The sequence below is a fragment of the Mycobacterium sp. NPDC050041 genome, from assembly GCF_049541695.1.
Classification (GTDB): domain Bacteria; phylum Actinomycetota; class Actinomycetes; order Mycobacteriales; family Mycobacteriaceae; genus Mycobacterium.
The window spans coordinates 455,195-468,042 of the sequence record NZ_JBMVDG010000004.1 but is presented as its reverse complement, the minus strand read 5'-3'; the positions used below and the strand labels follow the sequence as shown (position 1 = coordinate 468,042).

Sequence of the window (12,848 nt, the reverse complement as noted above, 5' to 3'; positions counted from 1 at the left end):
GGCTGACATTAATTGGAAATGGCGTTCTCGTCTAGAGAGAACAGGTCTCGGCGAACTGGTCTACCTAGCCCGCTTCATCACCTTGTCGGCGGCCTCCCAGTGCGCGTCGGACACCCACAGGCGGGCGAACGCGGCGACGGCTTCGGTCGTGGTGACGCCGTTGACCACCCGTTTCACCTCGGCGGCCGGCGCGGTGGCCAGCGCCTGGGCGACGGCGCGCCAGTCGGCATCGAAGGAGGCGCGCGGCAGTACCCGGTCGACCAGGCCGATCCGCTCGGCCTCGGCCGCCTCGAGCACCGTGCCCGCACCCGCCAGCATCAGCGCGCGGCCCCTGCCGACCAGCGCGGCCAGCCGCTCGGCGCCGCCCCACGCGGGCATGATCGCCAGCGTCACCTGGTTGAAACCGATCTTGATGTCGTCGGCCGCGAGCCGGATGTCGGCGGCCATCGCGAACTCGGCGCCGCCGCCGAGCGCATGGCCGTTGAGGGCAGCGATCACGGGGCCGGGGAAGGCGGCGATCCGGTCGCAGATCGCCCGCATCCGCCAGGCCATCGCCGAGGCGTCGAGTTCGGTGCGCAGCGCACTGAGTTCCTTGAGGTCGCCGCCGGAGACGAAGGCGCGGTCGCCGGCACCGGTGATCGCGAGTGCGCGCGCGTCCACGGTGGTCTCGAGGGCGTCCAGCGCCGTCTCGAGCTGGCCCATCGTCTCCAGGGAGATGGCATTGCGGGCGTGCGGGCGGTCGATGGTGATCACCGCGAGCCCGTCGTTCACCTCGAGGTCGACCATCAGACGTTCTCCCAGTGCGGTATTGGCATTCTCGCCAGCGGAGAATAGCATCGCCATCGAGCTGGAGGTGCTGGGCAAGCGTGCGAAACATCCCTGTTGAGCTGACCGAACGGTACGAGGCGGAAGGGTGGTGGACCCGCGAGACACTCGGCGAAATGCTCGCCGGTGGTCTGACCGCGAGCCCGGACACCGGCTTCTGGGTGCACTCGGCGGTCCGGCCCTATGCCGGCACCTTCTCCGACGTCGAACTGCGGGCGCGGCGGCTGGCGTCGGGCCTGCGCAGGCGGGGGGTCGGGCCGGGTGACGTGGTCGCCCTGCAGCTGCCGAACTGGATGGAAGCGGCCGTGGCCTTCTGGGCCTCGGCGTTCCTCGGCGCGGTCGTCGTGCCGATCGTGCACTTCTACGGCCGCAAGGAGCTCACGCACATCCTGGGGACGGCGCGGCCCAAGGTCTTCATCACGGTCGAGGAGTTCGGCCGCATGCAGTTCCAGCCGGATCTGTGCGCTGACGTGCCCATCGTCGGCCTGGTCGGCACCGACGGCTTCGACGACCTCTTCGACGACGAGCCGCTGGTCGGCACCGTGCAGGCCGATCCGGCGAGCCCCGCCTTGATCGCCTTCACCTCGGGCACCACCCGCGATCCCAAGGGCGTGGTGCACAGCCACCAGACCCTCGGATTCGAGACCCGTCAGCTGCTGGAGAACTACCCGCCCGACCGCGGCAGGCAGCTGACGGCGACTCCCGTCGGGCACTTCATCGGCATGCTGGGGGCCTTCCTGATCCCGGTGCTCGAGGGCGCGCCGATCGACCTGTGCGACGTCTGGGACCCGGCCAAGGTGCTCGACCTCATCGAGACCGAGGGACTGTCGATCGGCGGCGGCCCGCCCTACTTCGTCACCAGCCTGCTCGACCACCCGAACTGCACCCCGGCGCACATGGCCAACTTCAGCACCGTCGGGCTGGGCGGCTCGACCGTGCCCGCAGCGGTGACCCGGCGGCTGGCCGACATGGGACTGTTCGTCTTCCGCTCCTACGGCAGCACCGAACATCCGTCGATCACTGGGTCGCGGCGTACCGCACCGGAGGCCAAGCGGCTCTACACCGACGGCGACGTCCGCCCGGGCGTGGAGATCAAGCTGACCGACGACGGCGAGATCCTCTCGCGGGGGCCCGACCTGTGCCTCGGCTACACCGACGACGAGCTGACGGCCAAGGCGTTCGACGCCGACGGCTGGTACCACACCGGTGACGTCGGCGTTCTCGACGACGACGGCTACCTGACGATCACCGACCGCAAGGCCGACGTGATCATCCGCGGCGGCGAGAACATCAGCGCCCTCGAAGTCGAAGAGGTGCTGCTCGCGATGCCCGCCGTGGCCGAGGCGGTGGTGGTGTCCGCACCCGATGAGCGGCTCGGTGAGCACGTCGCCGCGGTGCTGCGGGTCAAGCCCGGCCACACCATGCCCGGCATCGACGAGGTCCGCGCCCACTTCGGGCGGGCCGGTGTGGCGCGGCAGAAGTGTCCGGAGGAACTGCACGAGGTCCCCGAGGGGCAGGACTATCCGCGCACGGCCAGCGGCAAGGTGCAGAAAGTCCTCATCCGGGAGCAGATCCACGGCCGGGTCGCGGCCGAGGCCGGGCAGGGCGTTGCAGTGGCCACCGAATGAGAATACGATTCTCGCAATAAGCAAAGGAGCATTTCATGGGACAACTCTCGCATCGGGTCGACATCCCCTTTCCGCTGTTCGACGCGGACAACCATCTCTACGAGCCGCCGGAGGCGATGACCAAGTACCTCCCCAAGGAGTACAAGGACGTCGTCCAGTACGTCGAGGTCAACGGGCGCACCAAGATCGCGATCAAGGGTCAGATCAGCAACTACATCCCCAACCCGACGTTCTCGCACGTCGCGAAGCCCGGTGCCTGGGAGGAGTACTTCAAGTTCGGCAACCCCGACGGCAAGAGCAAGCGGGAGCTGTTCGGTGAGCCGATGCGCTCGATCCCGGCGTTCTTCGAGCCGGGCCCGCGCCTGGAGCTGATGAACGAGCTCGGCATCGACCGCAGCCTGATGTTCCCGACGCTGGCCAGCCTCATCGAGGAGCGGCTGCGCGACGACCCGATGGCCATCCACGTGATCATCCACTCGCTGAACGAGTGGCTGCACGAGGTGTGGGGCTTCAACTACCAGAACCGCATCTTCGTCACGCCGGTGATCACGCTGCCGATCGTCGAGAAGGCCATCGAGGAGCTGGAGTGGGCGGTCAAGCGCGGCGCCCGCGCCATCCTGGTCCGGCCGGCGCCGGTGCCTGGCTTCCGCGGCCCCCGGTCCTTCGCGCTGCCCGAGTTCGACCCCTTCTGGCAGAAGTGCGTGGAGTACGACATCTTCGTCGGCATGCACTCCTCGGACAGCGGCTACTCGCGCTACACCTCCGAGTGGGACGGCGTCGCCCAAGAGATGCTGCCGTTCCAGACCAACGCGATGAACATCCTCAACGAGTGGCGCCCGATCCAGGACGCGGTGGCCTCCTGGGTCATCCACGGCGCGCTGTTCCGGTTCCCGACGCTCAAGGTGGGCATCGTCGAGGCCGGATCCAAGTGGATGTTCCCGCTGCTGGACTCCATGTCCGAGGTCTACAAGAAGGCCCCGGAAGCCTTCCCGGGCAACCCGATGGAGGAGATCAAGAACCGGATCTTCGTCAGCCCGTTCTACGAAGAGGGCATCGACGACCTCATCAACCTGATCGGCGTGGACCAGGTGCTCTACGGGTCGGACTGGCCGCACCCCGAGGGACTGGCCGAGCCGACCCACTACGTCACCGCACTCGAGCACCTCTCGATGGAGGACCAGGCGAAGATCATGGGCGGCAACCTGGGTCGTCTCGTCACTACGTGACCTACGTTCCCAAATGGCAGACCATCCCCGAGATGGTCGCCAGCGCGGCGGACCGCTTCGGCGACGCGGAAGCGATCGTCGACGGTCCGCTGCGCCTCTCGTACGTCGAGCTCATCGAACGGGTGCGCCGCGCCGCGGGTGCCTTCCGTGATCTCGGCGTGGCCAAGGGCGACCGGGTGGCGGTGTGGGCCCCGAACTCCGCCGAGTGGATCATCGCCGCGTTCGGACTGGTGACCGCCGGCGGCGTGCTGGTCCCGGTCAACACCCGCTTCAAGACCGACGAGGCGGCCGACGTCATCGGCCGCAGCGGCGCCAAAGCCGTTCTGGTGCAACAAGGTTTCCTCGGCACCGAGTACAGCGCTCCCGCCGGTGTCCCGGTGATCGATCTGAAGTCCGGCTTCCTCGACAGCGGCGAGCCGTTCGAGCGGGCGATCAGCGGCACCGACATCGCCGACATCATCTACACCTCCGGGACCACCGGCCGCCCCAAGGGCGTGATGATGAACCACCTGCAGACGCTCCGGATGTACGAGGAGTGGTGTGACCTCAACGATCTGCGCCGGGGTGACCGCTACCTGGCCGTCAATCCGTTCTTCCACACCTTCGGCTACAAGGCCGGGTGCATCGCCTCGATGATCCGCGGCGCCACCATCCTGCCGGTCCCGGTGTTCGACGTCGACGTCGTGGTCGACCTCATCGAGCGTGAACGGGTGACCATGCTGCCGGGGCCGCCGACGCTGTACCACTCGTTGCTCGCCGTGCAGGACAAGTCGAAGCTGGCGTCGCTGCGTGCGGGGGTGACCGGTGCGTCGGACATCCCGGTGGAGTTGATCCGCCGCATCCACGACGAGCTGCCGTTCGCGTCGGTGAACACCGGCTACGGCCTGACCGAATGCGGCACCGCCACACTGTCGCGGCCGGGTGACTCGTTCACCGACATCGCGACCACCGTCGGAATCGCCTGCGACGGCATCGACGTCCGGATCGCTGACGACGGCGAGGTCCTGGTCCGTGGCTACAGCGTGATGCAGGGCTACCTCGACGACCCGGCCGCCACGGCGGAGGCCGTCGACCCCGACGGCTGGTTGCACACCGGCGACCTCGGCACGCTCGACGACTCCGGCAGACTGCGCATCGTCGGTCGCAAGAAGGACATGTTCATCGTCGGCGGCTTCAACGCCTACCCGGCCGAGATCGAGGGCTTCCTGCTCGAGCACCCCGCGGTCGCGCAGGCCGCCGTCATCGGTGTGCCCGACGAGCGGATGGGTCAGGTCGGCAAGGCCTTCGTCGTGCGGTCCGAGCGGGCGCCGGAGACGAACGCCGAGGAACTGATCGCGTGGAGCCGGGACCGGATGGCGGGATTCAAGGTGCCGCGCTCCGTCGAGTTCCTCGACCGACTGCCGCTCAACGCGACGGGCAAGGTCATGAAAGACCAGCTGCGCTCCTCGGCAACCCCGGAACGCAGGCCTGCGCCGGCGTCGAGCGGTGATGAGTAGGGTGGCGTCGACAAACGAGAATGGAAACGCCATTCTCCTCCGGCTGCGTCAGGTGGGACCGGTCAGACAGACAAGACAAGGAGGTCGCTGTGCCTTCGTTCAGGCGTAAGGCGTCGACCGACGCCGGCTCGGCTCCGGTCACCGGCCCACCGACGGACGAGGTATCGCCCGCGGACCCGCAGGACCGGCCCGACCCCGCGCTCGCCGGGATCCTCGCCGAGGAAGCCGAGGCCGAAGCGGCCGAGGCCGAGGCGGCGGCCGCCGCCGCCCGTGCGCGAGCGCGCGCGTTGCGACTGCGCCGGCAGGCGCAGGAAGCCGAAGTGTCCGCCGCCGCCGCCGCGACCGTGACCGAGACCGAGCAGGTCGCGGCCGACAGCGTCCAGGACGACGAGCCTGTCGCCGACACCCACGCCGACGATCCCGAGCCCGTCGACGCCGACGCTGTTTCTGACGACACCGAGGCGGGCGACGACTCGCCGGTCGCCGACACCCGCGATGCCGACGAGAAGACTGCGCGCCGACGGCTGCACCTCCGCGTGCCATTGCCGACCTGGAAGGGTGTGGCGCTCTTCCTCGCCGTGCTGTGCACGGGCGCGCTGCTGGCGGCCAGCGGCTACATGATCCGCGAACACCGCCAGGCCGAGCGCGACGCACAGCTCACCGCGGAGTACACCGCGGCAGGCCGGCAGGCCGTCGTCACCCTGATGTCGCTGGACTTCAACAAGGCCGAAGAGGGTGTGCAGCGCATCATCGACAACTCCACCGGCAAGTTCCGCGAGGACTTCCAGCAGCAGGCACAGACCTTCGCCCAGGTGGCGCAGGACTCCAAGGTGATCACGGAGGTGACGGTGAACTCCGCGGCCGTGAGCACCATGACCGACGACTCGGCGAACGTGATCGTCTCCGCGACCTCGCGGGTGACCAACGCGGCGGGGGCCAACAAGGATCCGCGCGGATGGCGGCTGTCGGTCGACCTGGAGCGCGACGGCGACCAGGTGAAGATGTCGAAAGTCGAGTTCGTGCCGTGACCAAAGACCAGACCGACACCGAAGAGGCCCCGGTGGTCGAGGATTCGGCCGACCACCACCACGACGCCGACTTAGCGGACGCCGACCACGCGGACGCCGATGACGCGGGCGCTGATGACGCCGTGATCGCCGACGAGGCGACGACGGCGACGGAGCCCGAGAGCGGTGCCACCGAAGCCGGCCGGCTCGAAGAGCATCTCGAGCTGTCGGGCCGTGGCGGCAAGGGCCGTCGACGCGGTTCGCGCGGGCGGATCGCCGTCATCTGCGTCGCCGTCGCGCTCGTCCTGTCGGCCGCGCTCGCGATCTCCCTGTACTTCTTCCAGTACCGCCCCGAGCAGCAGACGGACGCGGCCGCCGCACAGGTCGCGCTCGACGCCGCGACCACCGGAACGGTCGCCCTGCTGTCCTACTCGCCGGAGACGCTCGACCAGGACTTCGCCGCCGCCAAGACGCACCTCACCGGCGAGTTCCTGGACTACTACACGCAGTTCACGCAGACCATCGTCACCCCCGCCGCGAAACAGAAGGAAGTGAAGACCAGCGCGTCGGTGGCGCAGAGCGCGCTCGCGGAGATGCATCCCGAATCGGCGGTGGCGCTGATCTTCGTCAACCAGACGACGGTGAGCAAGGAGAATCCGGACGGCGCCTACGCCGCCAGCAGTGTCAAGGTCGGCCTGACCAAGATCGATGGAAAGTGGCTGATCTCGTCGTTCGACCCGGTGTGACCTCCGCCTCGGCGAAACACGCCGGTCTGCCGGACCCGTGCGGCGCACCCCGACGTCAGTCCTCCGCGTGCCGGTCGTGGTCCCAGCGCTCCAACCGGGTCTGCAACTCGTAGAGTCCCAGTGCGGCCAACGGAGTGGCGACTGACACGCACATCAGCAGTAGTGCACTCATGATTCGCTCGGCTCCCAGGTCGTTGCGGTCGACAACAGCCTAAGAAGGCAGGTCGGCCGCGAGCACGCGTAGTGGACTACCTGCATGCGTGGGACGGCGACGGAGAGGACGGACACGTGAGCGACGCCGAACCGGGGGCCAAGGCCGCGACGCCGGCACACCGGCTGCGCCGGATGGTGGGCCGCGATCCGCACGAGCAGCATCGGGCGGCCACTCCGCTGGAGCTGCTGTTCGACCTCACCTTCGTGGTGGCGTTCGGGATCGCCGCGTCCCAATTCGCGCACCTGCTCGCCGAGAACCACGTCGCGGCGGGGCTGACCGGTTTCGGATTCGCGACGTTCGCGATCTGCTGGGCCTGGATCAACTTCAGCTGGTTCGCCTCGGCGTTCGACACCGACGACTGGATCTACCGGCTGATGACGATGCTGCAGATGGTCGGCGTCATCATCCTGGCCCTCGGCCTGCCGCAGCTGTTCACCTCGATCGAGCACGGCGGACACGTGGACAACGCCGTCCTGGTGGCCGGGTACGTCGTGATGCGAATCGCGCTGGTGGGGCAGTGGTTACGCGCGGCCTCCCAGGATCCTGCGCGGCGCCAGGCCTGCCTGACCTACGCGGTGGCGGTCACTGTGGCCCAGATCGGCTGGGCCGCACAGATATTCGTACAGACGTCGGTCGAGGTGTTCTTCGTGTGCGCCGTGGCGCTGATTGCGGTGGAGCTGTCAGGTCCGTTCGTCGCCGAGCGGCGGATGGGCGGAACCCCATGGCACGTGCACCACATCGTCGAGCGCTACGGTCTGCTGGCGATCATCGCGCTGGGGGAGGGCGTGGTGGGCACCGTCGCGTCGATCTCGGCGGCCGTGGAGATCCAGGGCTGGTCCATGGACGCGGTGCTGGTCGCAGTCGCCGGCATCGGACTGACCTTCGGCATGTGGTGGGTGTACTTCCTCGTCCCGCACGCCGACCTGCTGCATGCCGACCGCAGCACGTCGTTCTGGTTCGGGTACCTGCACATCCCGGTGTTCGGCGCGATCGTCGCCACGGGTGCGGGCCTGCACGCCGCCGCCTATTACATCGAGCACCACTCCGCACTGGGCGCCGCACCGACGGTCGCGACCGTCGCGGTGCCGCTCGCCGTCTATCTGGCCGGGCTGTACGCCGTCTACGGGTTGGTGGCACGCAGATGGGACGTGTTCCACGGTGCCCTCGTCGCGGGGGCGCTCGTCGTCCTGGCCGTGGCGGTGTGGTTGGCGACCATCGATGTGCCGATGGCGGTGTGCCTGCTGGTGGTGACGCTGGCGCCGGTGGTCGTCGTGGCCGGCTACGAGCTCACCGGCCACCGGCATGTGACGGCGGCCGGACAGACGGAGGCACTGCGTTTGGCGCCGCCGCAGGCGGGCTAGTCAACTCGGGCACCGCGAAAGGAGTCACCATGCCGAAGACGGGCAAGGGCGGACAGGCCAAGAAGAGCGAACTGCCCAGCACGCTGAAGAAATCGGAAGCCAAGGCGCAGCGCACCTTCGCGAAGGCGCACGACTCGGCGGCCGAAGAGTACGGCGAGGGCGAGCGCGCCCACCGCGTGGCGTACAGCGCGCTGAAGCACAGTTACGAGAAGGTCGGCGACCACTGGGAAGCCAAGTCGGCCAAGGGGCCGTCGGATCAGCGTGCCCGCAGCGGCGGTCCGAACGCCAAGGGTGAGACCGCCGAGGGCGTCGACGCCAACGCGTCGAAGAAGCACCTCGTCGAGGTGGCCCGGCGTCTGGACATCTCCGGCCGGTCGACCATGAGCAAGGACGAACTGGTATCGGCGATCAAGAAGGCGAATCGGCGGGAGTCCGCCCGCAACCGCTGATCACCGCTCCGGGGCGGGATCTGCCTCGAAGCTCTCGAGCAGCATGCGTTCCTGTTCGAGCCGCATCCGGCGCCGGGTCTTGCTGCGCGTGATGAGGATCCCGGTCGTGGCCAGCGCCCAGATCGCGTACTGCGCCGTCCACGCCCAACGGAACGACTCGAACGAGTAGCCACCGGTGGCGTCGAGGATGACCCCCATCGCCTGCATCACCAGCAGCGACGCGATGAATCCGCCCATGTTGACCATGCCCTGTGCGGTGCCCAGCGTCGCGCTCGGGTTGAACGTGCGCGCGAAGTCGAAGCCCACCATCGAGCCGGGTCCGCCGACCGAGATGACCACGATCAGCAGTATCAGCAGCCACAGCGGAGCCGGTCCGGGCAGGGCGAGCACCACCGTCCACACGAGTGCGTTGCTACCGATGATGGCGAGCACGAGGCGGGACCGGCGGTGCGGATGGCGGCCGGTGAAGATGCCGATGACCACACCGGCGGAGATCGCCGCGACGACCGACAGGCTCAGCAGCGTCCCGGCCATCCCGGCCGACAAGCCCTGCGCCACCGTCAGGTACGGCACTCCCCACATCAGCGCGAAGACCGTCACCGAGAACTGCGTGCCCATGTGTGTGAAGAAGCCGAGCCGGGTGCCCGGCCGCAGCCATACCGTCTTGACGCTGCCCACCGTCTCGCCGAAGGTGGCGGTCCTCGCCGGCGTGGCCCGTCCCGACGGAGTGTCCCTGACGACGAGCAACGTCAGCACCATCGACAGGACGCCGAGTGCGGCGACCGAGGTGTAGGCAGTCGTCCAGCCCACGCTGGTGAGCACGGCCAGGAACGGCACCGCCGAGAGCACCTGCCCGAGCTGGCCGCAGATGCCGGTGAGCTGGGTGACCAGCGGCACCTGCCGCGGCGTGAACCAGTGCGGCACGAGGCGCAGCACCGAGATGAACGTCAATGCATCGCCCAGGCCGAGGACCGCGCGGGCCGCGATCGCCGACGGCAGTGACTCGCAGAACGCCAGCACCAGCTGACCCGACGCCATCAGAGCCGCGCCGCAGACGATGAGCACCTTGGAGCCGTACCGGTCCAGCAGCACACCGGCAGGCACCTGGGCGCCCGCGTAGACCACCACCTGCAGCACCACGAAGGTGGACAGCACGCCGGGACTCACCGTGAAGCGGTCCGCCGCATCGAGTCCGGAGACGCCGAGGGTGGTGCGGTCGAGCACCGCGACGATGTAGGCCAGGAGTCCGGTGGCCCACACGATCCAGGAGCGCACACCAAACCCTTCGTCGTGACTGTCGGTCGAACCGATTCTCGGTATCCGCCTTCCATGGTGGCCACCGCCGGCCTGGGAAACCAATTCCGGTTCCGTGACATCACTCACGGAGATTCGCTCGTCAGCCTAGAGAGTTGGCTGAAACTGCACACTGATGTGCAGTAGATGGTCGGTACATTTACATAGCTGCAGATTAAAGGCAATAACGAACGATGCGTACGAGGTTGCACAAAGCTGGCCCTGGGTTCGCTCAGATCGCACGTCCCGGGTACAGTGTCCGCATGACGAACCGCGACGCCGGCGCTCGCCTGCGGCATGGGTTGCAGGAGAGTGCGGCGCGTTGAGCGAGTACCGGCTCGAGGAGCTCGCTGACCTGTCGGGGGTGAGCGCCCGCAACATCCGCGCGTACCGGGAGCGGGGGTTGCTGGACCCGCCACGCCGGTCCGGCCGCTCGGCGTTGTACGGCGACTCCCATCTCGCGCAACTGGACACCATCAACCAGCTCCTGCGGCGGGGGTTCAACTCCGCTCACATCGCCGAGTTCTTCGCCGGCATGCGCGACGGCGCGGATCTCGCCGACATCCTCGGACTGCAGCGCGCCGTGCCTGCGGCGCGGAACACCGACGTCCCGGCGGCGCCTGCACCGCCCACCGCGCGGTCGGAGGGGCCGCTCGACATCAGCGTGGGATCCGACGAGGCGCGACGACTGGTCGAGCTGGGCCTGGCCCGCCGGGTCGACGGCGCCGTGGCGCTCACCGACCCCGTGCTCGGTGAGATCGTCGCCCGTGCGGCCGACCAGATGCTGTACATCCGCGCACTGCTACGGATCGTCGAGTCGACGCGACAGGACATCGATGCGCTGGCCGCCGCCGTCGTCACCGCGCTGGAGGAGTGCCTCACCGCGCGGTTCGGACCCGAGCACCTGCCCAGGCCGGACCAGCTCCCGGAATTCAGGCAGATCGTCCGCGACTACCGGGAGTTGGCCACCAGGCTGGTGGTCGGCCATCTCGACACGGTGCTGCACCGTCGGGTGGTGTCCTCGGCGCCGGGCGCCCTGCTCAACGGGCAGTGGCCGCCGCACGGCTGAGCGGCGCGCGCCGGATCAGCGTTTGATGCGCTGCCACCGCTGCACCCACTCGTCGTAGGTGGTGCAGTCGTCGCCGCTGCCGTCCACGCAGTCCTTCTGCGGAGTCGTCCAGTAGTGGATCTTCGCGGCGAACTGCTCGTCGGTGGCGCGATACAGATCGCAGAAGTCGTATGTGGTGGTGTGATCGCAAGCGAGGGTCTGCGCGGGCGCCTCTCCGAAGTGTTCGGCGGCCTCGGCGTTGACCTCCGGTGAGGCTATCCAGTTCATCCACTTGTACATGCAGTTCGGGTGCGCGGCCTTCGACGAGATCATCCAGGTGTCCGACCAGCCGGTCGAGCCCTCCTTGGGCAGCACGGTGTTGACCTGGACCCGGTTGTCGGCGCCGATGGTGTTGGCGATCACCTGCCAGGTGGTGCCGATCACGGCGGCGCCCGACTCGAAGGCCTGCACCTCGGCGGTGTAGTCCGACCAGTACAACCCGACGTTCTCGCTCTGCGTCTCGAGCAACTCGGTGGCGGCGTCGAGTTGGGCGACGGTCAGGGAGTACGGATCGCCGATACCCAGTTCGGGTCTCGCCTTGGACAGGTAGAGCGCCGCGTCGGCGATGTAGATGGGGGAGTCGTACACGGCCACCCGCCCCCGGTATTCCGCCGCGTCGTCGAACACCGCCGCCCACGAGTTCGGCGCGTCCCGCACGACGCCGATGTTGTACATCAGCAGGTTCGCGCCCCAGCCGTGCGGGATGCCGTACATCCGGCCGTCGACGGAGTTCCACGGCTGGTCCTTGAGGAACGGCGAAATGGTGTCGTAGTGGGGCACCAGCGCAGTGTTGACCGGTGCCACGTCCCCGGCGTAGATCAGCCGCAGTGTGGCGTCCCCCGACGCCGACAGGCCGTCGTAGCGGCCGGTTCGCATGAGGTCGACCATCTCGTCGGAGGTGTGTCCGATCGTGACGGTGGTGCGGCAGCCGGTCTGCTGCTCGAACGCGGTGACCCAGTCGACCGCGCTGTCGCTGGTGCCGTCCTCGGCGTAACCGGCCCAGGCAATGAGGTCGAGTTCGCCTTCACCCTCCCCGATGGCGGACAACGGTTCCAGATCGGGCACCCGCTGACCGTCGGCGGGGTCCGGGGATGAGCCCGAGCAGGCGATCAGCAGTGCCGCGCACGCCGTCAGGGCCAACCCGGCGCGCAGGAGCATGGGTTCATGGTAGGAAACCGGCGCGCGGTATCGCAGGCCACTCGCCGCACGGCCGAGCGGGGGTTTCCGGAGGTAGCGCCCGATTCGCCCAGCAACCCCACTCTGCTGGCGGCGGCCGGCGCGGCGCCGATGGGCGGCCTGCTCGACTTCGCGGCCGGAATGATCCGCGCGGCCGACATCCGCGCCGCCGGGGCACTCGGAGCCATCCGGTATGGGTCCGGCCGCAGGCCCGGCGGCGCGTTGATGCTTGGCAGGCCGATCCAGTTGCCAGAGGCTCGCGACCTGCACCGGAGCGAGGTGACGATGGACTCGTGCCACCGGTTCGGCAAGCAGGACA

11 protein-coding genes and 1 pseudogene are annotated in these 12,848 nt (G+C 68.5%); 9 read left to right on the top strand and 3 right to left on the bottom strand.

What is annotated here, in order from left to right; translation table 11 throughout:
• Positions 1-60 precede the first annotated feature (60 nt).
• On the bottom strand, positions 61-786 hold the full coding sequence (locus ACPCHZ_RS16465; protein ID WP_423485692.1) for an enoyl-CoA hydratase/isomerase family protein: 726 nt from the start codon (positions 784-786) through the stop codon (positions 61-63).
• A gap of 80 nt (positions 787-866) precedes the next feature.
• Here ACPCHZ_RS16465 and ACPCHZ_RS16460 point away from each other — a divergent pair, with 80 nt between their 5' ends.
• The 7 genes from ACPCHZ_RS16460 to ACPCHZ_RS16430 all read left to right on the top strand — a co-directional run bounded on the left by ACPCHZ_RS16460 (position 867) and on the right by ACPCHZ_RS16430 (position 8,952).
• Entirely contained in the window at positions 867-2,453 is a 1,587-nt protein-coding gene (locus ACPCHZ_RS16460; protein WP_423485691.1) for an AMP-binding protein, read from the top strand.
• A gap of 35 nt (positions 2,454-2,488) precedes the next feature.
• Positions 2,489-3,679, top strand: coding sequence for an amidohydrolase family protein (locus tag ACPCHZ_RS16455; RefSeq protein ID WP_264015511.1), 1,191 nt, complete (start codon positions 2,489-2,491; stop codon positions 3,677-3,679).
• On the top strand, positions 3,676-5,175 hold the full coding sequence (locus ACPCHZ_RS16450; RefSeq protein ID WP_423485690.1) for a FadD3 family acyl-CoA ligase: 1,500 nt from the start codon (positions 3,676-3,678) through the stop codon (positions 5,173-5,175). The genes ACPCHZ_RS16455 and ACPCHZ_RS16450 overlap by 4 nt, the downstream gene beginning before the upstream one ends.
• 89 nt (positions 5,176-5,264) lie before the next feature.
• Positions 5,265-6,203, top strand: coding sequence for a hypothetical protein (locus ACPCHZ_RS16445; protein ID WP_423485689.1), 939 nt, complete (start codon positions 5,265-5,267; stop codon positions 6,201-6,203).
• A 122-nt stretch (positions 6,204-6,325) separates the two neighbouring features.
• Positions 6,326-6,928, top strand: a complete 603-nt coding sequence (locus ACPCHZ_RS16440) for a hypothetical protein (protein ID WP_423485737.1) — start codon at positions 6,326-6,328, stop codon at positions 6,926-6,928.
• Between the two features lie 345 nt (positions 6,929-7,273).
• Complete coding sequence (locus ACPCHZ_RS16435; protein WP_423485736.1) at positions 7,274-8,503, top strand: low temperature requirement protein A; 1,230 nt, start codon at positions 7,274-7,276, stop codon at positions 8,501-8,503.
• 29 nt (positions 8,504-8,532) lie between these two features.
• Positions 8,533-8,952: a ChaB family protein gene (locus ACPCHZ_RS16430; protein ID WP_364984630.1), complete on the top strand. Its 420-nt coding sequence runs from the start codon at positions 8,533-8,535 to the stop codon at positions 8,950-8,952.
• Here the strand turns inward: ACPCHZ_RS16430 and ACPCHZ_RS16425 are convergent, their stop codons facing one another.
• Complete coding sequence (locus ACPCHZ_RS16425; RefSeq protein ID WP_423485688.1) at positions 8,953-10,227, bottom strand: MFS transporter; 1,275 nt, start codon at positions 10,225-10,227, stop codon at positions 8,953-8,955.
• A 340-nt stretch (positions 10,228-10,567) separates the two neighbouring features.
• Between ACPCHZ_RS16425 and ACPCHZ_RS16420 the strand changes: the two genes are divergently transcribed.
• On the top strand, positions 10,568-11,314 hold the full coding sequence (locus ACPCHZ_RS16420) for a MerR family transcriptional regulator (protein ID WP_423485687.1): 747 nt from the start codon (positions 10,568-10,570) through the stop codon (positions 11,312-11,314).
• A gap of 15 nt (positions 11,315-11,329) precedes the next feature.
• Here ACPCHZ_RS16420 and ACPCHZ_RS16415 read toward each other — a convergent pair whose 3' ends face one another.
• On the bottom strand, positions 11,330-12,511 hold the full coding sequence (locus tag ACPCHZ_RS16415) for an ABC transporter substrate-binding protein (RefSeq protein ID WP_423485686.1): 1,182 nt from the start codon (positions 12,509-12,511) through the stop codon (positions 11,330-11,332).
• Between the two features lie 102 nt (positions 12,512-12,613).
• Between ACPCHZ_RS16415 and ACPCHZ_RS16410 the strand changes: the two are divergent.
• A pseudogene (locus tag ACPCHZ_RS16410) lies at positions 12,614-12,800 on the top strand (hypothetical protein); the annotation flags it as partial.
• Between the last annotated feature and the right edge of the window lie 48 nt (positions 12,801-12,848).

Coding starts and splice junctions, on each gene's coding strand:
- ACPCHZ_RS16465 (WP_423485692.1), bottom strand. CDS start 786: ATGGTCGACCTCGAGGTGAACGACGGGCTCGCGGTGATCACCATCGAC.
- ACPCHZ_RS16455 (WP_264015511.1), top strand. CDS start 2,489: ATGGGACAACTCTCGCATCGGGTCGACATCCCCTTTCCGCTGTTCGAC.
- ACPCHZ_RS16435 (WP_423485736.1), top strand. CDS start 7,274: ATGGTGGGCCGCGATCCGCACGAGCAGCATCGGGCGGCCACTCCGCTG.
- ACPCHZ_RS16430 (WP_364984630.1), top strand. CDS start 8,533: ATGCCGAAGACGGGCAAGGGCGGACAGGCCAAGAAGAGCGAACTGCCC.
- ACPCHZ_RS16415 (WP_423485686.1), bottom strand. CDS start 12,511: ATGCTCCTGCGCGCCGGGTTGGCCCTGACGGCGTGCGCGGCACTGCTG.